Source organism: Stenotrophomonas sp., assembly GCF_036662295.1.
Lineage (GTDB): Bacteria > Pseudomonadota > Gammaproteobacteria > Xanthomonadales > Xanthomonadaceae > Stenotrophomonas.
Genome location: NZ_JAVWXA010000038.1, coordinates 1 through 25,620, shown reverse-complemented (window position 1 = coordinate 25,620; position 25,620 = coordinate 1). Strand labels below are relative to the sequence as shown.

19 protein-coding genes are annotated in these 25,620 nt (G+C 71.2%); 12 read left to right on the top strand and 7 right to left on the bottom strand.

The window, feature by feature from the left end; genetic code table 11:
- Positions 1 to 87: 87 nt before the first annotated feature.
- From RSA25_RS09660 to folE, 4 genes are all read right to left on the bottom strand, one after another.
- Positions 88 to 3,459: an SbcC/MukB-like Walker B domain-containing protein gene (locus tag RSA25_RS09660; RefSeq protein WP_332808676.1), complete on the bottom strand. Its 3,372-nt coding sequence runs from the start codon at positions 3,457 to 3,459 to the stop codon at positions 88 to 90.
- An 18-nt stretch (positions 3,460 to 3,477) separates the two neighbouring features.
- The gene (locus RSA25_RS09655; RefSeq protein ID WP_332808675.1) at positions 3,478 to 4,179 is read right to left on the bottom strand and encodes a DUF4194 domain-containing protein; all 702 of its coding nucleotides are present in this window, start codon (positions 4,177 to 4,179) and stop codon (positions 3,478 to 3,480) included.
- Complete coding sequence (locus RSA25_RS09650) at positions 4,166 to 5,635, bottom strand: DUF3375 domain-containing protein (RefSeq protein WP_332808674.1); 1,470 nt, start codon at positions 5,633 to 5,635, stop codon at positions 4,166 to 4,168. Before RSA25_RS09650 ends, RSA25_RS09655 begins: the two co-directional genes overlap by 14 nt.
- Positions 5,636 to 5,729: 94 nt before the next feature.
- Entirely contained in the window at positions 5,730 to 6,332 is a 603-nt protein-coding gene (folE, locus tag RSA25_RS09645; protein ID WP_332808673.1) for a GTP cyclohydrolase I FolE, read from the bottom strand.
- Between the two features lie 160 nt (positions 6,333 to 6,492).
- On the opposite strand from folE, the gene RSA25_RS09640 reads away from it, so the two are divergent.
- The 6 genes from RSA25_RS09640 to RSA25_RS09615 all read left to right on the top strand — a co-directional run bounded on the left by RSA25_RS09640 (position 6,493) and on the right by RSA25_RS09615 (position 12,127).
- Complete coding sequence (locus RSA25_RS09640) at positions 6,493 to 6,948, top strand: MarR family transcriptional regulator (RefSeq protein ID WP_332808672.1); 456 nt, start codon at positions 6,493 to 6,495, stop codon at positions 6,946 to 6,948.
- Positions 6,949 to 7,034: 86 nt separating this feature from the next.
- Positions 7,035 to 7,244 carry a DUF1656 domain-containing protein gene (locus RSA25_RS09635; protein ID WP_332808671.1) on the top strand — a complete coding sequence of 70 codons (210 nt, stop codon included), beginning with the start codon at positions 7,035 to 7,037 and terminating at the stop codon, positions 7,242 to 7,244.
- Entirely contained in the window at positions 7,241 to 8,155 is a 915-nt protein-coding gene (locus RSA25_RS09630) for an HlyD family secretion protein (protein WP_332808670.1), read from the top strand. The genes RSA25_RS09635 and RSA25_RS09630 overlap by 4 nt, the downstream gene beginning before the upstream one ends.
- Positions 8,152 to 9,609 carry an efflux transporter outer membrane subunit gene (locus tag RSA25_RS09625; RefSeq protein WP_332808669.1) on the top strand — a complete coding sequence of 486 codons (1,458 nt, stop codon included), beginning with the start codon at positions 8,152 to 8,154 and terminating at the stop codon, positions 9,607 to 9,609. Before RSA25_RS09630 ends, RSA25_RS09625 begins: the two co-directional genes overlap by 4 nt.
- Positions 9,610 to 9,614: 5 nt before the next feature.
- Positions 9,615 to 11,666, top strand: coding sequence for an FUSC family protein (locus tag RSA25_RS09620; RefSeq protein WP_332808668.1), 2,052 nt, complete (start codon positions 9,615 to 9,617; stop codon positions 11,664 to 11,666).
- Positions 11,667 to 11,731: 65 nt separating this feature from the next.
- Positions 11,732 to 12,127, top strand: coding sequence for a hypothetical protein (locus RSA25_RS09615; RefSeq protein ID WP_332808667.1), 396 nt, complete (start codon positions 11,732 to 11,734; stop codon positions 12,125 to 12,127).
- 13 nt (positions 12,128 to 12,140) lie between these two features.
- On the opposite strand, the gene recD is transcribed toward RSA25_RS09615, so the two are convergent.
- From recD to recC, 3 genes are read right to left on the bottom strand one after another with little or no spacing between them, the layout of a single operon-like run.
- Positions 12,141 to 14,057: an exodeoxyribonuclease V subunit alpha gene (recD, locus tag RSA25_RS09610; protein WP_332808666.1), complete on the bottom strand. Its 1,917-nt coding sequence runs from the start codon at positions 14,055 to 14,057 to the stop codon at positions 12,141 to 12,143.
- The gene (gene recB / locus RSA25_RS09605) at positions 14,054 to 17,707 is read right to left on the bottom strand and encodes an exodeoxyribonuclease V subunit beta (RefSeq protein WP_332808665.1); all 3,654 of its coding nucleotides are present in this window, start codon (positions 17,705 to 17,707) and stop codon (positions 14,054 to 14,056) included. The genes recD and recB overlap by 4 nt, the downstream gene beginning before the upstream one ends.
- The gene (gene recC / locus RSA25_RS09600) at positions 17,704 to 21,051 is read right to left on the bottom strand and encodes an exodeoxyribonuclease V subunit gamma (protein ID WP_332808664.1); all 3,348 of its coding nucleotides are present in this window, start codon (positions 21,049 to 21,051) and stop codon (positions 17,704 to 17,706) included. Before recC ends, recB begins: the two co-directional genes overlap by 4 nt.
- A 203-nt stretch (positions 21,052 to 21,254) precedes the next feature.
- On the opposite strand from recC, the gene RSA25_RS09595 reads away from it, so the two are divergent.
- The 6 genes from RSA25_RS09595 (at position 21,255) to RSA25_RS09570 (ending at position 25,332) form a co-directional block, all read left to right on the top strand.
- On the top strand, positions 21,255 to 22,043 hold the full coding sequence (locus tag RSA25_RS09595; RefSeq protein ID WP_332808663.1) for an ATP-binding cassette domain-containing protein: 789 nt from the start codon (positions 21,255 to 21,257) through the stop codon (positions 22,041 to 22,043).
- A complete protein-coding gene (locus tag RSA25_RS09590; RefSeq protein WP_259208123.1) occupies positions 22,043 to 22,792 on the top strand; it encodes an MlaE family lipid ABC transporter permease subunit in 750 nt (249 codons plus the stop codon). The genes RSA25_RS09595 and RSA25_RS09590 overlap by 1 nt, the downstream gene beginning before the upstream one ends.
- Positions 22,793 to 22,859: 67 nt before the next feature.
- The gene (gene mlaD / locus RSA25_RS09585) at positions 22,860 to 23,387 is read left to right on the top strand and encodes an outer membrane lipid asymmetry maintenance protein MlaD (RefSeq protein WP_332808662.1); all 528 of its coding nucleotides are present in this window, start codon (positions 22,860 to 22,862) and stop codon (positions 23,385 to 23,387) included.
- On the top strand, positions 23,384 to 24,040 hold the full coding sequence (locus RSA25_RS09580; protein WP_332808661.1) for an ABC transporter substrate-binding protein: 657 nt from the start codon (positions 23,384 to 23,386) through the stop codon (positions 24,038 to 24,040). The genes mlaD and RSA25_RS09580 overlap by 4 nt, the downstream gene beginning before the upstream one ends.
- Positions 24,030 to 24,341, top strand: a complete 312-nt coding sequence (locus RSA25_RS09575; protein WP_332808660.1) for an STAS domain-containing protein — start codon at positions 24,030 to 24,032, stop codon at positions 24,339 to 24,341. The genes RSA25_RS09580 and RSA25_RS09575 overlap by 11 nt, the downstream gene beginning before the upstream one ends.
- A 1-nt stretch (position 24,342) precedes the next feature.
- Positions 24,343 to 25,332 (top strand): VacJ family lipoprotein, encoded by a 990-nt coding sequence (locus tag RSA25_RS09570; RefSeq protein ID WP_332808659.1) that lies wholly within the window; start codon positions 24,343 to 24,345, stop codon positions 25,330 to 25,332.
- The last annotated feature ends 288 nt before the right edge of the window (positions 25,333 to 25,620 follow it).

Genomic DNA, 25,620 nt, shown 5'->3' with positions numbered 1-25,620 from the left:
CGTAGAGCGGGGCTCTGCCCCGCTGCGATGGGTGCGAACAGGGGCGGATGCAGCCGACCAACGGTCGGCTCTACCCGGGCCGGCCGGTCAGGCGACCGGCTCGGCCTCCTGCTGGCGGCTGCGCTCGGGCAGCTTCAGGCGCTTGGCTTCTTCGTCGTATTCGATCAGCAGCACGCCCGAATCGTGGCGGCCGCTGATTTCGACGAAGCAGGCACCACCGATGAACGGCTCCAGCGTCATCACCGACTTCAGCGGGGTGGCCACGACCATCTGGAAGCCGAAGTTCTCGAAGATGTTCATCGCCAGCGCGGTGAACTCGTTGTCGGCCTTGTCGAAGGCTTCGTCGAGCACCACGGCGGCGTAGCTGGGCAACTGGCTTTCGGCGCCGCCGAGCTGGTAGCGCAGCGCCGCGGCCAGGCAGGTGGTGGCCAGCTTCTGCCGCTGGCCACCGGACTTGCCGGCGCCGCTGCGGTAGATCTCGACCTGCTGGCGGGTGGCGGCATCCAGTTCGACGCCGATGAACTCCACGTGCAGGCGCACATCCAGCACGTTCTCGCGCCAGCGGCGGTCTTCGCCTTCCTGTGACCCCAGGCGCTTGACCAGCTCGCGCAGCACCGCGAACTGCGCCTCGGCCACCTCGCGTTCTTCGGTCTGGTGGTGCGACAGCACGTCACGCAGCTGCTGGTGGAACTCCAGCACCTCCGGCAGGCGGCGGTCGCTGAGCTCGATGGTGAGCAGGGTGCCGCGGTTGAACGGCACCTGCTCCAGCGAGGCATTGACCTCGTCCAGGCGCTGGCCGATCGACTTGCGTGCTTCGGCGCTGTGGCGCTGCAGGGCCAGCAGGTTGTTCTTGCTCTGGTTCTGCAGCAGGTCGAAGAAGCGCTCTTCGTGCTGGGGCAGGCCATCGCGCTCCAGGCGCTGCAGGCGGGCCAGGAAATCCTCGGCCGAGGCCACCGAGGCGGTGAAATCGCCGGACTCCTCCGGCCAGGCCTGGGCGAAGCGCCGGAAGCAGGCCACCAGCTGGGTCTCCACGCGATGGACGTCCTGCTGCGAGGCGGCAAGGCTTTCGTTGATGCCCTTGCTGATCTCGCGCATGTGCGCTTCCAGCGTCTCCAGGCTGAAGCCGCCGAGGCGGTCCAGGCGCAACTGCAGGCCGGCCTCCTGGGTGGCGCCAAGCGCCGGCAACACCAGTGCACGGCTGCGCTGGCGCTGGGCGTCCAGCTTGTCGCGTTCGCGCGCATGCTGGGCCAGCTCGACCCGGGTGTCTTCATAGGTACGACGTGCCTGGGCGATGTCCGCGCGGGCCTGGTCGATCTGTGCGGCCAGGCGCGCCAGGTCGGCGTTGCCCTCCTTCAGCTCGCGCAGCGACGATTCGATGTCCTGCAGGCGCTGGACGGCAGTGCCGACATCGACCTCTTCCCAGCTGACGTTGACCAGCTGGTTGCACGCCAGGCGCCGGTCGTTGTCGCGGTCGCGCTGGCCGCGCAGCCGGGCCACGTCCTCGTCGCAGGCGGCGATGCGCTGCGCCAGCTCCTGGGCCTCCTTGCGGAACAGCGCCAGCTTGTCGGTGTTGCTGAAGCCCAGCAGCCAACGGCGGCGATCGCTGATCGCGTTGCGGTCATCCTTCTCGAAGCGATCACCGGGATGCTTGACCTGGCCTTCGCGCGAGATGCCGCGTTCGACGTCGCGCAGCTGCTTTGCCTCCACGCACTCATAGTCGTAGCGCTTGCCCAGCTCGCGGCGCAGCCACGGCTCGAACACGCTGTCGCGGAACTCCAGCTTGTGCAGCAGCGAGCGCGCCGAGGGTTGGCGGGCGATGGCGTCGTCATTGCGGCGCACGCGGTAGTAGGTGAGCCGCATGCCCAGGTGGCTGCGGTTCACCCAGGCGTTGACCTCGTTGTAGTGCTTGTCTTCGACCAGCAGCGACTGCGCGAACCCGAACAGCACCCGCTCCATCGCGCCCTGCCAGGCGCCCTCTTCCTGGCGGACCTGGATCAGTTCGCCCACGAACGGCAGCGCGGCCTCGGGCACGCCGGTCTCTTCGGCCAGGCGGCTGCGCAGTTTCTGCAGCGGCGCGGGGATGCTCGACGGGTTGCGCTCCATCGCTTCCAGCTCGGCGCGGACATCGCCGAAGCGGCGCGTGTCGTCCTGCTTGCCGGCCAGGCGCTCGGTGATGGCATCGTCGAGCGCGGCGGCGGCCTGCTGGCGGTTGTCCAGCTGGCCCTGCGCGCGCCCGATCAGTTCGGCAAAGCCGTGGGCATCGTCGGGCAATGCCTCCTGCAGCAGGCTGGCGGCCTGGCTGGCCTGGGTGTGCTTGGCCTGGCGACGGTCGCGCTCGGCCTGGGCGCGGCCATGTTCGCGCTCCAGCTCCTCGATGCGCTCGCCGCCCTGCTGGCGGCGCTGCAGTTCCAGTTCGGCCAGGTGTTCTTCATGGTTGGCCAGGCCCTGGCGGCGCTGGGTCTCTTCCCCGAGCAGGCCACGGTGGCGTACGTCGATTTCCTGCAGGCGCTTTTCCAGCAGCTGCTGCAGGCGCGATTCGCGGAAGCTGTCCAGGCCGAGCTTGAGGGTTTCCTCGTCGGCGCGCTGCAGGTTCATCGCCTTCAGCTCGGCATGCAGGGCGCGCGCGGGCAGCAGCGTTTCCACCTGGCGGCGGGCGGTGACCACCGACTTGTGCGCGCCATCGAGCTCGGCGAAGTCGCTGACCAGGCGCTCGGCGGCGTCGAAGGTCTTGGGCGTATCGAGCATGAAGTCGCGCAGGAAGACGTTCAGGTCGCCCAGGTTCTTGGCCGACTGCGTCTTGTGCAGCAGGCGCAGCGCCATTTCATTGTCGATGCCGAGCAGGTGGCGGAAGCGCTCGGCGTAGCCGACGAAACTGTCGAAGTGGTGGACATCGCCCAGGCGCTGCTTGAGCTTGCGCAGGTCCAGGTCGAAGCCGCCCAGGTCCTTGGCGATGTCGAAGGGGCGCTCGGCGATGAGGTAGTGCTTGCGCACGTCGGCGGCGGCCGCGCCGTTGCCGGCGATCCAGAACAGCCGCACCAGGCTGACCACGCGGCCATCGCCGGCGCGGTATTCGAGCACCAGCGCGGTCCAGGTGGCGCCCTTGCGCAGGTACTGGGTGGCGATTTCGCCGGTGCCGCGGTCCTGCTGGTCGGCCCAGGCGCCGCGCACGTAGGAGACCAGGTTGCGGTCGCGGCCACTGCGCTCGGCTTCGCGCGCGGCGGCGTTGAAGTCGACGATGGACGGCGGCACCAGCATCGCCGACATGGCATCGAGCAGGGTCGACTTGCCCGAGCCGGAACGGCCGACGAACAGGAAGCCGCGCTCGGCGATCGGCACTTCGGTCAGGCCGTTGAACGTGCCCCAGTTGTGCACCTGCAGGCGGCGCATGCGGAACTGCTGCAGCCGCGGATCAGGCAGCCCGTCGGTGAACAGGGCGGGGGTGTGCTTGGAGATGGCCATGCGTTATCGGTGGTCCGTTCAGGCTTTTGCTGCGGGGGTGTCGCGCAACTGGCGGTACACGTTGGACAGCGCGGAGACGTCTTCGGCGGAGAACAGCAGCTTCAGCGCCGGCGACACTTCGTGACGATCGTCCTGGCCGGCCAGGCGGGTCAGGATGTGGTTTTCCTTCATCTTCTGCACGGCGGCGGCGACGCGGCGATTGAAGCCGGCGCGGTCGGTGGAGAGGTTCTTTTCGTAGATGGCCAGCGCTTCGGCCATCTCGGTATCGGCCACTACCGCGCGGTTGCCGCGTGCGTCGGCCTCGGCCAGCTGCTGGCGCAGGTACAACAGCAGCACCGAGTCGATGAAGGTCAACGGCGAGCTGCGCAGCAGCACCGGCGCATCGATGTCTTCGGTGTCGGCCTGGCGGGTGAAGGCCACGCCACTGTCGCGGTCCAGCACCAGTTCCAGGAACAGGTCGGCCAACGCCGAGCGGATCGCCGCCTCGCTGCGGATCAACGCCGGCCACAGCTTGGCGTGGCGCAGCTGGTCGATGCTCGGGCCGATCAGCAGCTGGCACAGCGCGCGGCGCCCGTCCAGCGGCAGCCGGCCGGTATCGCCCATGTAGAACACGTCATTGCTCCGCCGCGGCAGCGGCGTGACCACGACCGGCTCGGCGTCGTGGTCGTCGACCCCCGCATTGTCCGGGGCAGCCGAATTGGATTCTTCATGCCAGTTCATGGCGTTTCTCCTGGGTGAACCAAACCAGCGGGATGCGGGCACGTCGCCACTGTCCATCGCCGCCACGCCAATGGGCGGTTTCCTGTTCGCCGTCCACCACGGTGCCGTGGCGGGTGCCCAGCGACAGGTAGCCGATCACGCTGCCCAACCCCTGCGGCGCTTCGCGCTGCGACAGGGCCTGGGCGATGCTCAGTTTCGGTTGTGCGCCCAGCAGCTCGTGCAGGTCGCGGCGCAGGGTACGGAAGTCGATCTCCGACGACGCCACCAGATCGCCCACGCTCTCCAGGCTGATGCTGGCCGCGTCGTTGCGCTGCACGCTGCCGTCCACCTGCGCGCTGCGCGGGTCGTGCAGCTTCCACTGCGACCAGCTGCGCAGGCGGCTGGTGGTGAGCTGCAGGTCGCGCCCGATCGGGCGCTGCGCGGCGAAATCATCGCGCAGGGCCAGCGCTTCGGACTGCGCCTGCTTCAGCAGCTGGTTGAGGCGGCGCTGCTCGAGGTAGCCGCGGCTTTGCACGAACCCGCGCAGGCTGCGCGCGAAGTGCTGCAGCACGTCGTGGACCTGGCCGCCGCGGTCGAGCATGGTGCCGGTGAACCCGCGCAGGAAGGCGCGCTCGTTGCGGTCCAGCTTGCGCGCAAAGCCACGGGCCAGCACCGCTTCCAGCGCCGCATCGAGCTGGGCGCTCTGTTCGGCATCGTTGAGCAGCCGCCAGAAGGCCTGGAAGCTGCGCCCGGCGTCGCTGTCGCCAATCACGTCCACGCCCTCGAACAGCCGCGACAGCACGTCACCGCGCTCGCTTTCGTCGTCGATGATGCGCTCGCGGAACTCGCGGTTGAGGCGTTCGAAGTCGTCGCGGACGCGGCGGAAGTCCTCGGTGAGGTCATCGGCCAGGCCGATGATCTGGCGGGCACGCTCCAGCGCGCGCTTGCCGTCCAGCGCCACCACGCGGCCCTCGCCCACCCGCGCGATCTCCGCGTCGATGCGGTCGCGCTCATCGCGCAATGCCGACAGCCGGGCGTCGGGGTTGGATTCGGTCTGCGCGGCCAGTTGCGAGAGCTGCTCGATCACCAGCGCCAGGCGGCTTTCGGTGGCGGCCACGCGGCTCTGCTCCAGGCTGTCGGCGAAGCGGATCGCCTGCAGGGCCTGGGTGGACAGCTCGTACTGCTCCTGGTCGGCGCCCTCGGGCAGGCGCCGCTCCAGCCAGCCCTGGGCCAGCCAATGGGCGATGTAGGCCTGGGCGGTGCGCGGCAGCTCACGCGAGAGTTCCTCGCCGTTGAGCTGGTCCAGCGCGCGCTGCAGGCGCTCGTGCAGCGCCGCGGCCGGCAGCGTGCGCTCGCCGTCCATCAACAGGCCCTGCAGCAGGCCGATGATTTCCGGGGCGTTGGCGGCGGCCAGCAGCTTCCACTGGGGCTGTTCGCGCAGGGTGCGGTAACGGGTGATGCGTTCGTGGTGCTTCATGCAGCCAGGACATCCGGAAGAACACCGCGCGGCCCGGGGCCGCGCGGCGGGAAGGGGAACGACCCGGCACCGCGGTGCCGGGCGCGCGGCAGGTTCAGCGCTTGCCGCCCACTTCGATGAAGCGCAGGAACTCGGCGCGGGTGCGCGCGTCCTCGCGGAAGCTGCCCAGCATCTTGGAGGTGACCATGCTGACGCCGCGCTTGTGGATGCCGCGGGTGGTCATGCACTCGTGCGCGCCTTCCACCACCACGCCCACGCCGACCGGCTGCAGCACGTCCTGGATGCACTGGGCGATCTGCGCGGTCATCTTTTCCTGCACCTGGAAGCGGCGCGCATAGGCTTCGACCACGCGGGCCAGCTTGCTGATGCCCACCACCTTGCCCGCCGGCAGGTAGCCCACGTGCACGCGGCCGATGATCGGCGCCATGTGGTGCTCGCAGTGGCTTTCGTACTCGATGTCGCGCAGCACGATCAGCTCGTCGTAGCCGGCCACTTCCTCGAAGGTGCGCTCCATGTAGGCGCGCGGGTCGTCGCGGTAGCCGCTGAACCAGTCGCCATAGGCCTCGGCGACGCGCCGCGGGGTATCCAGCAGGCCTTCGCGGGTGGGGTCTTCACCGGCCCAGCGCAGCAGGGTGCGCACGGCCGATTCGGCCTCGGCCTGGGTCACGGGGGTGGCGTCGTTGTCTTGCTTGCTCATTACATACAGCACCCGAAGGGGGGCGAGCATCGTACCCGACAGACCCCTCGGGCGTCCCCCGCCAGCGCGCCGGGGCCGGTCCCGCAAGGGCCCGGGGTTGGGCGCCAGTCAGCCAGGGGTATTGATAGTGTTGAAATTAGTAGTATCCTATCTATCTGCCATGAAACGCTCCCTCGACGAACGCACCCAGCTGCAGATGCAGCTCAGCTCCGGCCTGCTCCATTCGGGGCGGCAGTGGCAGCGCCTGGCCGACCAGGCCCTGGGCAGCTATGGCATTTCCGCGGCGTGCACCATGCCGTTGCTGATGATCGGGCGGGCCGGCGGGGGTATCCGCCAGGTCACTTTGGCCCAGCAGCTGGGCATGGAAGGGCCGTCGCTGGTGCGGCTGCTGGACAAGCTGGCCGCGCTTGAGCTGGTGCGCCGCGAAAGCGATGCCAGCGACCGCCGCGCCAACCTGCTGTGGCTCACCGACAAGGGCCAGGCGCTGGTCAGCGAGCTGGAAACCCAGCTGATCGGGCTGCGCCAGGACGTGTTCGGCAGCCTGAGCACCGATGAACTGCGCACGGTGCTGAAGCTGTGGCAGCTGCTGGCCGACGCCGCCGATCGCGTGACGTAAGCGATGCGCGAGGACCGAGGGTCCCCGCCGCCCTTTTTCTGCATGACGACCCCCGGTCGTCGCCTACCGGTTCCTGAGCTGCCTCGATGTACGGTGAATTCAGTCTCTATGGTGTGTTCGTCCCGACCCTGCTCGGGCTGATGCTGCTGGCCTACCTGCTCAAGAGCGGGTTGCGCCTGGTCCTGCAGCGCACCGGCGCCTACCGCCACATCTGGCACCCCGCCCTGTTCAACCTGGCCGCGTACCTGATCGTGCTCGGCGGGTTGTTTTCCCTGATGCGTTGGATGCAATCGTGAACAAGATCCTCAAGCGTGCTTTCCCGGTCGTGCTGACCCTGCTGGCAGTACTGGCCGCGCTGCTGGTGCTGCGCCACCTGTGGTCGTATTACATGGACGAGCCCTGGACGCGCGATGCGCATGTCAGTGCCGACGTGGTGCAGGTGGCGCCGGACGTGTCCGGGCTGGTGGAGGCGGTGAAGGTGGCCGACAACCAGCCGGTGACGCGCGGCCAGGTGCTGTTCGTGGTGGACCGGGCGCGCTACCAGATCGCGCTGGAGCAGGCCCAGGCCGCGCTCGGCGAACGCCGCGCCACGCTGGACCAGCTGCGCCGCGAGATCGCCCGCGACCGCAGCCTGTCCGACCTGGTCGCCGCCGAGGACGCCGAGGTGCGCCGCGCCAAGCGGCAGGCGGCGCAGGCCGCCATGGCCACCGCGCAGGCCGCTGTCGACCTGGCCCGGCTCAACCTGGCCCGTACCGAAGTGCGCAGCCCCAGCGACGGCCACGTCAACGACCGCACCGTGCGCAGTGGCGACTACGTGACCGCCGGGCGCCCGGTGATGGCGGTACTGGATACCGGCTCGTTCCGCGTGGATGGCTATTTCGAGGAAACCCGCCTGCGCGGCGTGCATGCCGGCCAGCAGGTGGACATCCGCCTGATGGGCGAGGCGCAGCCGCTGCAGGGCCACGTGCAGAGCATCGCCGCCGGCATCGAGGACCGCTACCGCACCGACGGCAGCAGCCTGCTGCCGAACGTGACCCCGGCCTTCGACTGGGTGCGGCTGGCCCAGCGCATCCCGGTGCGCATCCACATCGACCGGGTGCCGGCCGGGGTCAACCTGATCGCCGGGCGGACCGCCACGGTCAGCATCCAGCCGGACGCGGCCGGCGCGACCGCAGCGCCCGCGCACCCGGCACGGGCGGCGTTGTGAGCCGCCCTGCCCTGCACCGCATCGGCCTGGGGCTGGCGCTGCTGGCCTCGCTGGCGGCCTGCAGGACGGTCGGGCCGGACTACGCGGTGCCCGCCGGCGCGGCCTTCCAGCGGCCCGAGGCCAATGCCGCCTTCATCGATACCGGCAACCCGCAGGTGGCCGCCGGCGCCGAGCTGCCGGCGCGCTGGTGGGAGCTGTACCAGGACGACACCCTCAACGCGCTGGTGCAGCAGGCGCTGCGCGACAACGTGGAACTGAAGGTGGCCGACGCCAACCTGCGCCGCGCCGCCGCCGTGTACGAACAGGCGCTGGATGCCGGGGGCGTCGAGTACGAGGCCGAGGCCGGGGTGAGCCGCGCGCAGCTGTCGGCCGAATCGTTCCTGCTGGAGCACGAGCTGCCGCCGATCAACCTGGCCGACGGCAAGTTCGCGGTGTCCTACCAGTTCGACCTGTTCGGCAAGCTCAAGCGCGCCGCCGAGGCCGCGCATGCCGACGAACAGGGCGTGGCCGCCGCGCTCGACCTGGCTCGCGTCTCGCTGGTGGCCCAGGTGGCCGGCAGCTACGTGGAGATCTGCCACGCCAACCACGAGCTGCACGTGGCCGAACACTCGCTGCAGTTGCAGCAGCGCAGCCGCGAGGTCACCCAACGGCTGATCGACGCCGGCCGCGGCACCGCACCGGAACTGGCCCGCGCCAACGCCCAGGTGGCGATGCTGCAGGCCGCGCTGCCGCCACTGCACGCCCACCGCCAGGCCGCCGAGTACCAGCTGGCCGCCCTGCTCGGCCGCACCCCGGGGCAACTGCCCGAGGGCGTGGCGGCCTGCAGCCAGGCCCCGACGCTGGCCCAGCCGCTGCCGGTGGGCGATGGCCGCGCGCTGCTTGCGCGCCGCCCGGACGTGCGCCAGGCCGAACGCCGGCTGGCCGCGGCCACCGCGCGGATCGGCGTGGCCACCGCCGAGCTGTACCCGGACATCCGCCTGGGGGCGTCGGTCGGCGCGGCCGGGCTGCTGGAAGACTTCGGCACGCCGCTGACCCAGCAGTGGTCGATCGGCCCGCTGATCTCCTGGACGCTGCCGTCCTCGGGCACGCACGCGCGCATCCACGCCACCGAAGCCGGCGCCGATGCGGCGCTGGCCGCGTTCGACCACAGCGTGCTGCAGGCGCTGCGCGAAACCCAGACCGCGCTGAGCCGTTACGCGCAGGACCTGCAGCGGCTGCAATCACTGCAGACCGCCCAGCAGCAGGCCGCGCTGGCGGCCAGCCAGAACCGTCGGCTGTACCAGGGCGGGCGCACGCCCTACCTGGCCAGCCTGGATGCCGACCGCAGCCTGGCCACTGCCGATGCCACGCTGGCCCAGGCGCAGGCGCAGGTCTCGCGTGACCAGATCCAGTTGTTCCTGGCCCTGGGCGGCGGCTGGAACGCCGACGTCGTGGCCGGCACGGCGGCGAGGTAGGCACGATGCTGCTGCTGGATCGCCAGGCGTGGCTGTTTTCGGTCAAGACCTTCCTGGCCGCGTTGGCGGCGCTGTACATCGGCCTGGCCGGGAACCTCTCGCGCCCGTACTGGGCGATGGCCACCGTCTACATCGTCACCCAGCCGATGCTCGGCCCCACCCGCGCCAAGGGCGTGTACCGCATCCTGGGCACGCTGATCGCCGGCGCGGCCACGCTGTGGATGCTGCCGCACCTGGTGGAGACGCCGCTGCTGCTCAGCGCGGCGATGTCGCTGTGGTTGTCGGCGTGCCTGTTCATCGCCCTGCTCAACCGTGGCCCGCGCGGTTACGCCTTCCTGCTGGCCGGTTACACCACCGCCTTCATCGGCTTCCCGGCGGTGACCTCGCCGGACACGATCTTCGACACGGTGGTGGCGCGCAGCGAGGAGATCATCCTGGGCACGGTGGTGGCGGTGCTGTTCGCCTCGCTGCTGTTCCCCACCTCGGTACGCCCGATGCTGCGCGCGCGGATCGGCAACTGGATGGGCGATGCCGCCCAGTGGAGCCGGCAGATCCTGCTGCGCGGCCAGGCGCATGGGCCGCGCAACCGGTTGGCGGCCGACCTGGTGCAGTTCGAGGCGCTGATCGAGTTCCTGCGCCGTGACGACCCGCGCCATGCCGGCGCGGCGGTGTCGATGCAGGGGCTGCGCGAACGCATGCTGCTGATGCTGCCGGTGCTGTCCTCCATCGCCGACCGGCTGGGCGCGCTGCGCGCCGGTGGGCGTGCGCTGCCCACCGGGCTGGAGCCGCTGGTGGCCGATATCGCCGCCTGGCTGGAGGCCCCCGTGCACGGCGATGCCGACTATGCCGCGTTGCGTGCGCGCATCCTCGCGCTCAAGCCGGCGGTGGACGGCGAGCTGGACCACCTGCTGCTGGTGACCCTGCTGCTGCGCCTGGAGGAGCTGGTGGACCTGTGGCAGGACTGCACCACGCTGCAGGCGGCGATCGAAGAGGGCAGCGCGCCGCGCGACACCGCCCACTACCGCATCGCCACCACGCGCGGCGCCGATGCCCGCCACGTGGATTACGGCATGGCGCTGTTCTCCGCCGCCAGCGCCGGCGTGGCCCTGATGACCTACTGCGTGCTGTGGATCACCCTGGGCTGGGAGGGCGGCGGCAACGGCGCGATGATGGCCGCGGTGGCCGCCGCGTTCTTCGCCGCGCAGGACGATCCGGCACCGAGCATGCTGTCCTTCCTGGTGTGGGCCATCGTGGCCAGCCTGGTGGCGGGGGTGTATCTGTTCGGCGTGTTCCCGGCGGTGCACGATTTCGGCAGCCTGGCGCTGGTGCTGGCCGTGGTGTTCCTGCCGTTGGGGCTGCTGCTGCACAGGCCGCAGACCGCGCTGATCGGCCTGCCGCTGACGGTGAACCTGGTGGCGCTGCTCAATGTGCAGAACACCTACAACGCCAACATCCAGAGCTTCATCAACTCCTCGGTGGCGATGTTCATCGGGATCGGCTTTGCGGTGGTGATGACGCGCCTGTTCCGCTCGGTGGGCGCCGAATGGACCGCCCGGCGCCTGGTGCGCCAGGGCTGGACCACGCTGGCCGAGGCGGCCGAGGGCCGCGGCCAGCAGGATCGCCAGCGCTTCGCCGCGCGCATGCTGGATCTGCTCGGGCTGCTCGCCCCGCGCCTGGCGGCCACGCCGGAGGGCAGCGACATCGCCTCGGTGGACATGCTCACCGAGGCGCGCATCGGCCTGAACATCCTGCAGCTGCGGCGCGCCCGCCACGACCTGCCGCCGACCAGCCGGGAGGCCATCGAGGCGATCCTGGAAGACGTGGCCGCCCACTACCGCGCGCAGGTGGCCCGGCGTGGCCCGTGCCCCGCACCGGCTGGCCTGCAGGCCAGGCTGGAGGCGTCGCTGCAGCGCGTGCAGACGGTGGCACCGGGCAAGGCCCGCGACGAAGCGCTGATGGGCGTGATGGGGCTGCGCTTCGCGCTGTTCCCCGAGGCCGCCGACGTCGTCCTGCCGGCGGTGGCAGGTGCCAGCGCCACGCCGTCCGCCGCACACTGATCGGCCCGCGGGGATCGGCGGTATCCTGCGCGCTGCAATTCTGCACGCTGACAAGGCCATCCACGATGAGCTATGACCTGATGGTGTTCGACCCGACCGTGGCGCCCCGCGATGCGGCGGCGTTCCTGGAGTGGTACGACGCGCAGACCGAATGGAACGAGAAGCACGAGTACGACGATCCGGCGGTGTCGGTGCCGGCCCTGCAGGCGTGGTTCGCCGCGATCATCGAGCACTTCCCGCCGATGAACGGCCCGGACGCCGACGATGAGGATGACCGTGCCGAAGTGACCGACTACAGCGTCGGCCAGCACGTGATCTACGCCTCCTTCGCCGATTCGGTGGCCGAGCGCGCGCATGAACTGGTGCAGGTGCTGGCCCATACCCACCAGGTGGGCTTCTTCGACGCCAGCGGCGACGGCGCCATCGTGTTCCCCGATGGCACCGTGCTGATCCCCGAATAAGCCGGGGGCGAGGCTAGAACAGCTGGCCCTGGGCGGGCGGCGGGATCGCCGCCACCTCGGCCTCCGGGGTGGCGCCCCCGCCTGCCGGGGCGCTGCCCGCCCCCAGCCGCGCGGCCAGCCCGGACAAGCGGCTGGCATGACGGGTCAAGGCAGCGCCGAGCACCTCGACGCTGCCCAGTACATGCAGCGATTGCCGCGCACGGGTCATGCCCGTGTACACCAGCTCGCGCGACAGCACGCGGTTGTCGTGGCGCGGCAACTGCAACCACACCGCATCGAATTCGGACCCCTGCGCCTTGTGCACGGTCATCGCGAAGGCACTCTCGTGCGCGGGCAGCGCACCGGGATGGAAGCCGCGTGGCTGGTCGGGCGTATCGCCGGGGAACCACGCGGTGACCGTGCCGTGGCGGTCGGCCAGGCAGATGCCGATGTCGCCGTTGAACAGGCGATGGCGGTAGCTGTTCTCGGTGACCAGCAGCAGACGGCCATGGAAGTAGCCCGGTGCCATGCCCGGGCGCGGCACCCCGCCCAGCAGCGCCTCGATGCGCGCATTGAGCCCGCGGGCGCCCTGTGGACCTTCGCGCACGGCGGTGAGCAGGCGGATGCGGCCGGCACTGGCCAGCGCGTGGCCGGGGTCGTCGGCGGCGCCCAGCGCGCGCCAGTGCGACAGCAGGTGATCGCGATGCTGCTGCAGCGGGTCGGCCTGGTCCTCGTGGAACTGCACGCCGGCCAGCCCGCCACCGCGCAGCAGGGCCAGCGCGCGATCGACATCGCCTGCGCGCACGGCCTGCGCCAGCGGCGCCAGGTCCAGCGCATCGGTCTGCCGGTAGCCACGCTGCAACTGCACGCGGCGACCGGCAAAGGCGCGCGGCGGGTCCAGCGGCTGCAGGCTGGCCGGCGCCAGCAGGCCTTGCAGCGCCTGGGCGTCATCGGCCTGCGTGCCCTGGCCATCGCCGCTGGCCTGCAGGATCGCACTGAGCACGTCGCCGGCCTCCACCGAGGGCAACTGGTCCGGGTCGCCGAGCAGCACCAGCCGCGTGCCCGACGCCACCGCTTCGACCAGCTTGGTCATCAGCGGCAGGTCGATCATCGAGGCCTCGTCCACCACCACCACCTCGAACGGCAACGGGTTGTCGCCGTGGTGGCGGAAGCGCGGCGCATCGGGAATCACCCCGAGCAGGCGATGCAGGGTGGTACCGGTACTGGGCATGGCATCGCACAGCGCCGGTGCGATGCCGAGCAGGCGCAGCCGCTGCACGGCCAGGCGCAGGCTCTCGGCCATGCGTTCGGCGGCGCGGCCGGTGGGGGCGGCCAGCGCCACCCGCGGCAGCGGCTGGTCGGCCTGCACCGCCTGCGCGGCCAGCAACACCAGCAGGCGGGCGATGGTGGTGGTCTTGCCGGTGCCGGGACCGCCGGTGACCAGCACCAGCGGGTGGCGCAGGGCCACGGCAGCGGCGCGGGCCTGGTGGTCGGTGCCCTCGCGTGCCTGCGGGAACAACTGCGCGAACAACGGCGCCAGCGCGTCCGGGTCGGTCGCGGGCAGCGGGTGGCCGGCGATGCGTTGCAGGCCCTCGGCCAGGCGGCGCTCGTACTCGCGGTAGCGGCGCAGGTACAGCAGGCCGTTTTCCAGCACCAGCGGCGCGTCGGCGGCCGGCCGCGCGGGGTCGTCCGGCACGTCCACCCAGGGCGAGGCCTGCAGCTGCGCCAGCCAGTCGGCCGCGGCGGGCCAGTCGGCCGGGGCCTCCGCCAGGCGTTGCGGCTGGCGCGGGTCCAGCCCGGCGTGGCCCTGGGAGACCGCCAGCGAGGCCAGCGCGGCCCCGACCAGCACCGCATCGGGCGTGTCCGGGCGCAACCGGCGCAGGCTCTGCGCCAGCGCGTGGTCCAGGGTACGCAGGGCGCCGTTGCGCTTGAGCGCGGTGAGCAGGCTCATGCCTCCCCCCGTGCGCGTGCGGCCATGCGGGCCTGGGCGTGTTCGCCGCCGGCAAACATCGCATCCATGGCATCCACCAGTGCCGGCGCGAAGCGGTGGCTGTACAGCCCGGGGCTGTCCGCGCGCGTGGCATCCAGGCCGCGGCAGAACAGGTAGCGGATGCCGCCCATGTCGCGCGCGTAGTCGTAAGCGGCGCCCAGCCGGAAGCGCAGCCAGCGATGCAGCGCCACGGTGTAGATCAGCGCCTGCAGGTCGTATTCGCTGTGCTGCATCGCCTCGGCCAGCCGCGCCGGCGCGTAGCCGGGCAGCCGGTTGGATTTGTAGTCGAGCACGTACCAGCGCCCGCCGCTGGTGTAGGTGAGGTCGATCTTGCCGGTCATCAGGCCTTCCAGGGTGCGCCGCGTGCCGAAGCCGCGGCGGTCGCGGACCAGGCCGTGGTCATGCAGCAGCGCCAGCAGCGGGGCCACGGCGGTGGGCTGCATGGCGAAGTGGAACTCGATTTCGGCACGCCGCGCGGTCGGCGCCAGGGCGTGCAGCGCGCCGCCTTCGGGCAGGGCCACGGTCAGGGTCTGGCCGACCAGCGTAGTGAGCACGGCCACGCCATCGTCCAGGTCCTCGTCGGGGTAGCCTTCCTCGGCCAGCGCGGCGCGCAGCACCTGCGCCTCCTCATCCGGTGCCGCCTGTCCGGGCTGCCAGCCGGCCCAGCGCGCGAAGTCGGTGTTCTCCAGCGCGTCGTGCAGCACGTTGCCGAAGCGGCTGCCCATGAAGCGCGGGTCCGGCGCCTCGTCGCTGGCCGGCGTGGGCGCTGCCACGTCCAGGGCGGGATCGTCAGCGGCCGGCTCGTCGGCGGCGGGGGCCGGTACTTCGGTGGCGGCCGCATCGGTGTCGTGGCCGGCATCGGCATGCGCCAGCTGGGTGAAGCTGTAGACCCACCAGTCCTGCGGAATGCGCCGGGTCAGCGCGCGCACCGGCGGCAGCTCGCCGTCGCGTTCGAGCGCCAGTTGCGGCGGGCGCGGTTCCAGCGGTGCCTCGACCACGGCCACCGCCGGGTGCGCGCGCAGCGCGTCCAGGTCGGCCAGCATCGGGGCCACGCGGGTCTTGGCCAGGCCAGCCAGGTCACCGGCGGCGATCCACAGCGCGTGCTCGGCGCGGGTCAGGCCCACGTAGAGCAGGCGCGCATCTTCGGCCTGCTGGGCCTGCGCGTTGCGCGTGCTGGCCTCTTCCCAGGCCGCGTCCTTGTCCAGCTTCCAGTGCAGCTCGCGGCGGCCTTCGGCGTACACGGTGCAATGGGCGTCGGTATTGGGGCCGTTGCCGCCGATGCCCACGAACGGCAGGAACACCAGCGGATACTCCAGGCCCTTGCTCTTGTGCAGGGTGATGATCTGCACCCGGCGCGCGTCCGATTCCAGCCGCAGCAACTGTTGTTCGTCGTCCTGGTCGGCGTGGGCCATCTGCACCTGCAGCCAGTCCAGCAGGCCGTGCATGCCCAGCGTCTGCGTGGCCGCCTGTTGCAGCAGTTCGCCCAGCTGCAGGTAGTTGGTCAGCCGGCGCTCGCCGTCGAGCAGGCCAAGCAGGCGTTCGGCCTGGTCGGCGCACAGGTCGGCGATCACCGCGAACGGGCCGCCGCGCTGCCAGCGCTCGCGCCACAGCAGCAGGCGGATCTGGAAACGGCGCTGGGCATCGCCCTCGCGCTCCATCGCATCGATGGCCGCCGCATCCTCGCCCAGCAGCACGGTGGACAACGCCGCGCGCAGGCGGCCTTCATCGGCCGGCTGCAGCAGCGCCAGCATCAGCAGGCGCAGGTCGTGTGCTTCGGCGGTGGCGTACAGGCTCTGCTTGCCGGCGGCTACCGCCGGGATGCCCACCGCGCTCAGCGCCTGCTGCATGCGCGTGGCCTCGCGGTGGGAGCGCACCAGCACGGCGATGTCGCCCGGCTGCACCGGTTGCCCGCGCAGCAGCGCGCGGCCCTGGCGGGCCTCGCTGAGCAGCTGGTGGATGGCCGCCACGCAGGCCTCGCCGGCCTGGGCGCGCGAGGGATCGGCCTTGAGTGCGCCGCCCTCGGGGTTGTGCAGCACGCGCACGGTCAGGCCGGGCGCGGGCACGCCGTCGCGCAGGAAATCCGCGTCCACCCGGGTGCTGCCCGGCTGCACCGGTTCGAAGCCGATGTCGGCCTCCAGGAAGGCGTCGGCGCCGGCATTGGCGTACAGCGCCTGGATGGCCTGCAGCACCGCCGGGCGCGAGCGGAAGTTGCGATCCAGCGGTGGCGCCGCATCGGCCTGGCGCTTGGCCTTGAGGTAGGTGTGGATGTCACCGCCACGGAAGCCGTAGATCGCCTGCTTGGGATCGCCGATCAGGAACAGCGCCGGGGCCAGCCCGGCCGCGTCGGTCTCCGGCGAGTCGCCGAACACCCGCTGGAAGATGCCCCACTGGCGGTCGTCGGTGTCCTGGAACTCATCGACCAGCGCGAACCGGTACTGCGCGCGCAGCTGCTGCACCAGCGTCGCGCGGTGCGGGCCGTCCAGCGCGTCGGCCACGCCGTCGATCAGGTCGTCGTAGGTCTGCACCCGCCCGACCCGCTTGAGCTCGGCCAGCCGTGCACGGGCCTGCCCGCGCAGCGCATGCAGGAAGGCGATGGCCTGGCCGCGCTGCCATTGCGCCAGCGCGTCGGTGGCCGCCACGTACGCGGCCAGCGCGTGCTGCAACGGCGACTGCGGGGTCTTGCCGGCATGGGCCTTGTTGGTGCGCGCGGCCAATTCCTCCGCGCTCAGCCGGCGCAGGCGCTCCACGTCCACCTCCGGTGCCGTGCCCGGCACCGGTGCGCCGGCCCAGCGGTGCAGGCTGACCGCCAGCGGCTCCAGCCAGGCCAGCTTGTAGCTGTTGCCGTTGAGCACCTTGTTTTCCACCGCCGCACACAGCGCGCCCATGAAGGCCTCGCCATGCGCCCGGTACGCCTCGGCAAGCGCGTCGGCGGCACGGGCATGCGCCGGGCGCGGGTCCTCCAGCGCCAGCGTGGGCAGTGCCGGACGCAACGGCAGCGGCTTGATCAGCGTGCCCAGGTCGGCGGCCAGCGCCTCGGGCGTGGACCACAACCGGGTCAGCGCATCGACGGTGGCCGCATCGTTGGCATGCACGCGCCACAGGTCGGCGGCCAGCTCGTCATGCAGCGCCCGCTCGCTGGGCAGCAGCGTGGGCGGGTCGAAGGTGTGGCCGCTCTCCAGCGCGTGCTCGCGCAGCACGCGGGTGCAGAAGCCGTGGATGGTGAAGATCGACGCCAGGTCGATCTCATCGGCGGCGGTCTGCAGGCGCCGCGCAAGCGCGGCCGGGCGTTCCTCGCCCCGTGCCAGCTGCCGCTGCAGGATCACCCGGGTCAGCAGCACCTCGGGGCTGTCATCCTCGGCGGGCGCGCGTTCGACCAGCTGCGCGGCCAGCGCCAGCCGCTCGCGGATGCGCTTGCGCAGCTCCTGGGTGGCCGCGTCGGTGAACGTCACCGCCAGGATCTGGCCGATGCGCAGGCCCTTTTCCACCACCAGGCGGGTGAACAGCGTGGCCAGGGTGAAGGTCTTGCCGGTGCCGGCGCTGGCCTCGATCAGGCGCACGCCTTCCAGCGGCAGCGCCAGGTAGGGATCACGGGTCGGGTCGGTGGCATTCATCGGGTGGGGCCTTGTTCGTCCAGGCCGTCGAACACGCGGCCTTCGCACACCGCGGTGAACACCACCAGGCTGTTGTGCAGGAAGTGCTGGTAGCTGTCGGGGGTGGCGAACGGATCACGGCCGCGCAGGGCCAACTGATAGGCCGCGGCGCTGGATTCGCCCCAGCTGCGGTCGCTGCCGTACCACCGCGCGCGACCCTCGGCTTCGCGCTTGGCCTCGACGGCGGTGTACAGCGCCCAGCCGGTGGACGCGGCGTAGAACAGCGGTGCGCGCAGGCCGTCGCGCCGCAGCTGCAGCAGGCGGCGCAGCACCTGCACCGCCTGGTCGCGCTCCAGTGGCGCGCGCAGGTGCGGGCCCAGCCCCTGCTCGCCGGCGTCGTGGAACTGCACCAGCGGCAGCGCATCGCCGGCGGCGTTGGCCAGCAGCCAGTCCAGCCCCTGGCGGATCGCGGCGCGGGCGTTGAGCGGGCCCGGGCGCAGCCGCACCAGGCCCTGCGCATGCACGCCCTCGACCCGGCCATGCAGGCGCAGGCCATCGATCTCCACCTCGTAGCGGCGGCTCTCGGCGTCGGCGCCGGCCTGCCACTGCGCCAGCGCCTGCGCAAACGGGCGGGTCTGCGCCTGCAGCGCCTCGAACTGGCGCTCGCCCAGCGCACCGGAGGGCAGCAACGCGCGGGCGCGCAGCCGTGGGTACAGTGGCGCGTCGTCCTCGGCCAGGGTGGCCTGGATCACCGCCTGCTGCAGCAGCGCGGTGTCGCTGCCGCGCGTGGCCATCACCAGCGGCTCCACGTCATCGGCATCGCCGAGGTCGTCGGGCAGGCGCAGGCCCAGCCGCTGCGAAAGGAACTGGTTGGCCGGGTCGGTGAGGAAGCGGCGCAGGGCATCCAGGCTCAGTTCGCGCTCTTCCAGCAGCGTTTCAGGCATGGCCAACGGCTGGGCGAACCACGCCGCCAGCGCGCGCCGCTGCCCGCCCAGCGAACCGGCCGCCGGGTGCCATTGCGGGCGGTAGCTGAAGCGCCGTGGCTCCTCGCCCCCGCCAAAGGCGGCCGGCGCGAACGGCTGCAGCGAGTGCCGCACGGTCAGCTGCCGGGCGGCCTCGGCCGGCGCCTGGTGGTAGGCGGCGGCCGCATCGATCAGCTCGCTGACCAGCACCGACGGTTCGCGCACGCTGCCATCGCGCGGGTCGGCGCCAAGATAGCTGAGGTAGAACACGTCCTGCGCCGAGGCAAACAACTGCAGGAACAGGAAGCGGTCGTCCTCGCGCAGCGAGCGGTCGCCATGCCGGCGCCGGTCGGTGCCCAGTTCGGCGGTGAGCTGGTTGAGCCCCGCGGCGGGATCGCGCCGGGGAAAATCGCCGTCGTTGAGCCCCAGCACGCAGATCACCCGGAACGGCAGCAGCCGCATCGGCACCATGCGCCCGAAGCTGATGCCGCCGGTGAGCAGCGGCGCGCGGGTGTCGGCTTCGGACAGAACGCTGGCGAAGTGCGCGCGCACCACCTCCGGTGCCACCTCGCCCTCGAAGCCGGCCTGCGCCGCATCGCGCGCGAATTCGTTGATCAGCTTGCGCAGCCGCTCCAGCGCGCGCTGGCTGCTGGCCGCCTGCGGTGGCTCGGGCAACAACGCCTCCAGCAGCCCCAGCAGCCGCTGCCGCCAGTGGGCCGGCGGCAAGGCCTGGCCCAACGCCTGCTGGTAACGGGCCAGCACGCGCAGCAGCGCGAGCAGCCGATCCAGCGCATCCAGCGCGCTGCCTTCCAGCTCCGGCCACGGCGCCACCCCGGCGATATCGCCATCGCTGCCGCTGGCGTGGCCGAGCAGCAGCCGGTCCAGCGCGAACTGCCAGGTGAAGGCATCGTCGCGCGGCGCCTGGTGCTGCTGGCGGTGCTGCGCATCCAGGCCCCAGCGCGCGCCGGCGGCCTGCAACCAGTCGTGCAGGCGGTCGAAGGCGGCTGCATCCAGCCCGGCGGCATCGGCCAGCGGAGCACTGGCGAGCAGGTCCAGCACTTCGTTCAGGCCGAAACGCGACACCGGCAGGCCGAGCAGGTGCACGAACACATCGGCCAGCGGTTCGCCGGCCAGCGGGCTGGTGTCGGCCAGCGCATAGGGGATGTGGTCCTCGCCGCCGCTGCGGCCGCCGAACACCGCCTCCAGGTACGGCACGTAGGGATCGATGTCCGGGGCCAGCACCGCGATCTCGCGCGCCTGCAGCGGCGGATCGAAGCGGGTGTCCTGCAGCAGCCCGCGCAACTGGTCGTGCAGCACCTGCAGTTCGCGCAGGCGGGTGTGGCAGGCGTGCACCTGCAGGCTGGGGTCATCCCGGCGCAGGTCGTCGCGGCGTGCGCCCGACGGTTGCCCGCGGCGGTGGAACAGGTCGCGCTGCAGGCGGTGCAGCAGGCTGTCGGACAGCCCGCCATGGGCCATGTCCGGGCGCACGTCGTCTTCGGGGTCGTCGTAGGCGGCGATCTCGCCGGCCGGGTGCACCACTTCATAGCTGCCCAGCACCGCCATGAAGTCACGGCCGGCCGCGCCCCAGGCCTGCAGCAGGCGGTTCTCGCCGGCGGCCTCGCCGAACGGGTCCGGGGCACCGCTGCGCAGCTTCTCGCCCAGGGTCTGCAGGTCGCCCCAGTAGGCCTGGGTGGGCGTGGGCAGGTAGAAATGCAGCGTGCCCACCCGCGCCTGGGTGGCCATCACCCGCAGCACGTCGGGGGAGATGTTGAGCGTGGCGAAGGCGAACACCCGCGCCGGCAGGCCCTGCGGCAGCGGCTGGCCGGCCCCTTCGAAGCGCGACAGGTAGGCCTCGATGCGGCGCGCGCGGTACTGGTGGCCGCCGGCGATGCGCCGCCACAGGATCGCCTGCGGGTCGTGCGGGTCGGCGCCGGCCTCCCAGCGCAGCAGCCAGTCGCGGCGCCACGCCTGGTATTTCTCGAAGACCGCCGCCAGTTCCCCGGCCAGCGCCCACGGCTTGAGCGGATCGGCCGCGGACAGGTAGGCGCGCAACGCCGCCATCGGCGCCAGGGCCAGCACCGCCGGGTCGAGCAGGGCCGCATACAGTTTCCAGCGCAGGGCGGCGGCGGTGAGGTCGTCGTGCTCGCCGGGCACGTTGGCATTCAGCGCGCGCGCCACGAACTCACCCGGGGTGAGGAACGCCAGGTTGGCGGCAATGCCATACTCGACCGCCAGGGTGGACTGCAGCCAGCGCCGCATCGCCACCTGCGGGATCAGCACCACTTCCGGTTCCAGGATCGACTGGTCCGGCACCGGGGTGCGCACGGCACTGGCCAGCAGGGCGGCCAGCACGTCGAGTGAATTGGAGTGGTAGAGGCGGAAGTCGGCTGCAGCATCGGTCATCGCGCCAGTGTGCCGCAGCGGCCGGTCGATCACGAGGGCGGGCCGGTTTGCGCAGGCAGCGGCGGCAGCGACCGGCACGGTGTGTTGCGGGCGGTCGCGCAGGCCCGGCGCGGGCGGCGTGCGACAATACTGCACGGTCCAGTTCGGTTATGTTCAGCCGTTCACCACGATCTTACAACGTTGGAATTTTGTTAATGGCGTCCATGACGGCTTCCGAAGAATCGCTGGTGCAGTTATCCAACGTGCGCATTGATCGCGGCGGTCGCAGCATCCTGCGCGACGTTTCGCTGCAGGTGCCGCGCGGCAGCATCACCGCCGTGCTGGGCCCGTCGGGCAGCGGCAAGTCCACGCTGCTGGCCGCCCTCACCGGCGAACTGCGCCCGGTGGCCGGCACGGTCAGCCTGTTCGGCAAGCCGATCCCCACCGGCAGCGGCGCGCTGCTGGAGATGCGCAAGAGCGTGGGCGTGCTGCTGCAGGGCAACGGCCTGCTCACCGACCTCACCGTGGCCGAGAACGTGGCCCTGCCGCTGCGCACCCACACCCGCCTGCCGGCACCGGTGCTGGCCCGGCTGGTGCAGATGAAGCTGCACGCGGTGGGCCTGCTGGCCGCGGCCGACGCCTGGCCGCGCGAGCTGTCCGGCGGCATGGCCCGGCGCGTGGCGCTGGCCCGCGCGCTGGCCCTGGACCCGCCGCTGATGATCTACGACGAGCCGCTGACCGGGCTGGACCCGATCGCCTCGGGGGTGATCATGAGCCTGATCCAGCGCCTCAACCACAGCCTGGGCCTGACCAGCATCATCGTCAGCCACCATGTGCACGAGACCCTGCCGATCTGCGACCAGGTCATCGCCATTGCCAATGGCGGCGTGGTGTTCCAGGGCAGCCCGGCCGCACTGGAATCCAGCCAGGACCCGCTGCTGCGGCAGTTCCTGCACGGCCAGCCGGATGGTCCGATCCCGTTCGATGCCGCGCCGCGCGCGAGGGTTGCCTGATGCCGTTCGTTGATGCCACCCGCTCGCTCGGCCGCGCCGGCCTGTTCTCGCTCACGGTGCTGCGTGGCTCGCTGCCCACCGCCGATTTCCTGGCCGAGCTGACCCGCGAGATCTACAAGGTGGGCGCGCGCTCGCTGCCGATCATCGCCGTCGGCGGTGCGTTCGTCGGGCTGGTGCTGACCCTGCAGGGCTACCGCACCCTGACCACGTTCGGCGCCGCCGACGCGCTGTCCACCCTGCTCGGCCTGTCGCTGTACCGCGAACTGGCCCCGGTGCTCACCGCGCTGCTGTTCATCGGCCGCGCCGGCAGCTCGATCGCCGCCGAACTGGGCCTGATGCGCGCCACCGACCAGATCAAGGCGCTGGAGCTGATGGCCATCGACCCGGTGGCCAAGGTGGTCGCCCCGCGCTTCTGGGCGGCGGTGCTCACCGTGCCCCTGCTGACCGGCATCTTCTGCTCGCTGGCGATCAGCGCCAGTTATTTCGAGGCCGTGCACGTGCTGGGCCTGGACAACGGCGTGTTCTGGTCGGCGTTGAGCAACAGCGTGGACTTCTGGGACGACTTCGGCGTGGCGATGCTCAAGTCGGCCATCTTCGGCGGTACTGCGGCACTGGTGGCCTCTTACGTGGGCTTCCATGCCGAACCCACCATCGAGGGCACCTCGGTGGCCACCACCCGTGCGGTGGTGAATGCCTCGCTGCTGGTGCTGATGTTCAACTTCGTGCTCTCGGCGATGATGTTCCGCTAACGCGCTGCCAACTACACCTCGCGTGGGCATCTGCCCGCGCACCTGACAAAGAACAGTGAGATAACCCATGGCCATCCGCGGTCCCAGACTCGAATTTTCCGTCGGCGCCTTCCTGCTGCTGGCGCTGGCCTCGTTGCTCGTGCTGGCCATGGCCTCCACCAACCAGCGGTGGGGTCTGGGCGGCGACGGCTACGAACTCAAGGCCCGGTTCACCCAGATCGGCCAGCTGCGCAAGCAGGCGCCGGTCAAGATCGGGGGCGTGGTGGTGGGCCAGGTGGCGTCCATCGAACTGGACCCGACCAAGTTCGATTCCATCGTCACCCTGAAGCTGGACGGCAAGTTCAAGGACCTGCCGGCCGACACCTCCGCCGGCATCTTCACCAGCGGTTTGCTCGGCGAGAGCTATATCGGACTGCAGCCGGGCGGTGATCCGGACGTGCTCAAGTCCGGCGATGAGATCGTGTTCACCCAGCCGGCGGTGGATCTGCTGCAGCTGGTCGGCAAGTACATGTTCAGTGGCCCGGCCAACACCGGCGGTGCCGCTCCCCAGGACGCTCCCGGTGCGGAAGCGCCGGCTACGGAAGCCAAAAAATGAAAACCAAACTGATCCCGGTCCTGCTGGCCTCGGCCCTGCTCGCCAGCGCCCCTTCGCTCAGCTTCGCCCAGGCGGCCCCCGCCACGGCCGCCGCCCCCCAGGGCCAGGCCGGCCAGGTGGTGCTGGATGCCAGCACCCGCATCCTGTCCACGCTGCAGCAGCGCCGCGGCGAGTTCCGCAGCAACCCGACCGCGCTGCGCGGGTTCATCAATGGTGAGCTGACCAAGACCTTCGACCGCGACTACGCCGCCCGCCTGGTGCTGGGCGTGCATGGCCGTGGCGCCTCCGATGCCGACGTGAAGCTGTTCGCCGATGCGATGGCCGACAACCTCATGCAGCGTTACGGGTCGGCCCTGCTGGAAATCCAGGGCAAGCCCAGCTTCCGCCTCAAGTCCGAAGCCCCGCTGCCGGGCAACCGCGGCGTCAAGGTGTCCACCGAGCTGGTCCGCGCCGGCAGCGAGCCGACCCCGGTCGACTACCTGATGCGCAACGTCAACGGCCAGTGGAAGATCTTCGATGTGATGATCGAAGGCATCTCCTACGTGCAGACCTTCAAGACCCAGTTCGACGCCCCGCTGCGCCAGAAGTCGATCCAGCAGGTGGCCACCGAGCTGCGCAACGGCAGCATGCAGGCCGCCCCGAGTGGCAAGTAACCCGGCCAGCGCCACCCGCCAGGGCACCACGCTGGTGTTCAGCGGCGTGCTCGACCGCGCCGCGGCTGTCGCGTTGTGGCCGTCGGTGCAGGCCAGCACCGGCGTGCAGGTGCTCGACCTGGACGCGGTCCCGCGGGTGGACAGTGCCGGCCTGGCGCTGCTGGCCGAACTGGCCGCGCGCCTGCGCGCCCAGGGCACCGAACCCCGTTTCAACGGCGCCCCCGCCGGCTTCAACGAACTCGCCGCCGCCTACCGGCTGGCGCCTTCCCTGGATTTCAATGCCTCTACTGCGGCGAGCTGACATGAACGTCATACGCACCCTCCCCCTCCTCGTGCTGGCCCTGGCGCTGACCGCCTGTGCCGGCAAGCCCGCACGCGAGGCCGCCCCGGCCAGCGTGGCGGTGGACGCCGTTGCCGCCCCGGCCGTGGACGCCCCTGTCGCGGCCGACGCCGCCAGCGCGCCCGCCCCGGCGACCACGCCCACCGACGGCACCCCGGCGCCGGCCGCGCAGGCCGCCGGCGATGCGCCCACCGACGCCGAAGACGACTTCGCCGCGCTGTACGGCGGCCCGGCGCCCAGCGCCGATGGCAGCGAACCGGCACGCACCGCCTACGATCCGTGGGAACCGTTCAATCGCAAGGTGCACAGCTTCAACAACGTGGTCGACCGCGCCGTGGCCCGCCCGCTGGCCACCGCCTACACCCACGTCGTGCCGCGCTTTGCCCGCACCGGCGTCACCAACTTCTTCAGCAACCTGCGTGCGCCGGTGACCATCACCAACCAGCTGCTGCAGGGCCGTCCGGGCGATGCCTGGGACAGCCTGGGCCGGTTCCTGATGAACTCCACGCTGGGCGTCGGCGGCCTGTTCGACCCGGCCAGCAAGGCCATGGTGCCGCGCCGCAGCGAAGACTTCGGCCAGACCCTGGGCGCCTGGGGCTGGCGCGGCTCGCGCTACGTGGAGCTGCCGTTCTTCGGCCCGCGTACCGTGCGCGACGTGTTCGGGCTGGCCGGCGACATCCCGCTGTCGCCGATCCGCACCATCGAGCAGGACCGCCTGCGCATCGGCCTGCAGGGCCTGCAGCTGGTGGACATGCGCTCGCAGCTGATGGCGCTGGACGACATCCGCGACAGCGCCGTCGACGAGTACGCGCTCACCCGCGATGCCTGGCTGCAGCGCCGCAACTACCAGATCGAGAACGACCTGCGCGGCAAGCACGCCCGCGGCAAGGACGCCGACGACACCGCCCCGATCCCGGTCGATGCGATGCCGATGCCGAACTGGAGCAACTGAGCCGCCCCTCACCGGCCGGTCCTCCACGAAAAACCCCGCGAAAGCGGGGTTTTTTGTTGCACCTGCCTGATCGGAAAGCGGCCAACAGCAGATCGTGCCGGTCGCTGGCCGGTATCCCACCCCCCACCCGGGTGCTCAACGGTCGCCGACCACCCATCCGCAAGGTTTTGCAGAGCGCACGCGAGCGCATCGCTCTACGTGTGAGGGCGGGTACGGGCGGTGCGCACCGAAAAACCGAAGCGGTAGTGCCGGCCGCTGGCCGGCATCCCACAGCCCCCATTGTTCCCA

Coding starts and splice junctions, on each gene's coding strand:
- RSA25_RS09660 (WP_332808676.1), bottom strand. CDS start 3,459: ATGGCCATCTCCAAGCACACCCCCGCCCTGTTCACCGACGGGCTGCCT.
- RSA25_RS09655 (WP_332808675.1), bottom strand. CDS start 4,179: ATGAACTGGCATGAAGAATCCAATTCGGCTGCCCCGGACAATGCGGGG.
- RSA25_RS09650 (WP_332808674.1), bottom strand. CDS start 5,635: ATGAAGCACCACGAACGCATCACCCGTTACCGCACCCTGCGCGAACAG.
- folE (WP_332808673.1), bottom strand. CDS start 6,332: ATGAGCAAGCAAGACAACGACGCCACCCCCGTGACCCAGGCCGAGGCC.
- RSA25_RS09640 (WP_332808672.1), top strand. CDS start 6,493: ATGAAACGCTCCCTCGACGAACGCACCCAGCTGCAGATGCAGCTCAGC.
- RSA25_RS09635 (WP_332808671.1), top strand. CDS start 7,035: ATGTACGGTGAATTCAGTCTCTATGGTGTGTTCGTCCCGACCCTGCTC.
- RSA25_RS09620 (WP_332808668.1), top strand. CDS start 9,615: ATGCTGCTGCTGGATCGCCAGGCGTGGCTGTTTTCGGTCAAGACCTTC.
- RSA25_RS09615 (WP_332808667.1), top strand. CDS start 11,732: ATGAGCTATGACCTGATGGTGTTCGACCCGACCGTGGCGCCCCGCGAT.
- recD (WP_332808666.1), bottom strand. CDS start 14,057: ATGAGCCTGCTCACCGCGCTCAAGCGCAACGGCGCCCTGCGTACCCTG.
- recB (WP_332808665.1), bottom strand. CDS start 17,707: ATGAATGCCACCGACCCGACCCGTGATCCCTACCTGGCGCTGCCGCTG.
- recC (WP_332808664.1), bottom strand. CDS start 21,051: ATGACCGATGCTGCAGCCGACTTCCGCCTCTACCACTCCAATTCACTC.
- RSA25_RS09595 (WP_332808663.1), top strand. CDS start 21,255: ATGACGGCTTCCGAAGAATCGCTGGTGCAGTTATCCAACGTGCGCATT.
- RSA25_RS09590 (WP_259208123.1), top strand. CDS start 22,043: ATGCCGTTCGTTGATGCCACCCGCTCGCTCGGCCGCGCCGGCCTGTTC.
- mlaD (WP_332808662.1), top strand. CDS start 22,860: ATGGCCATCCGCGGTCCCAGACTCGAATTTTCCGTCGGCGCCTTCCTG.
- RSA25_RS09580 (WP_332808661.1), top strand. CDS start 23,384: ATGAAAACCAAACTGATCCCGGTCCTGCTGGCCTCGGCCCTGCTCGCC.
- RSA25_RS09570 (WP_332808659.1), top strand. CDS start 24,343: ATGAACGTCATACGCACCCTCCCCCTCCTCGTGCTGGCCCTGGCGCTG.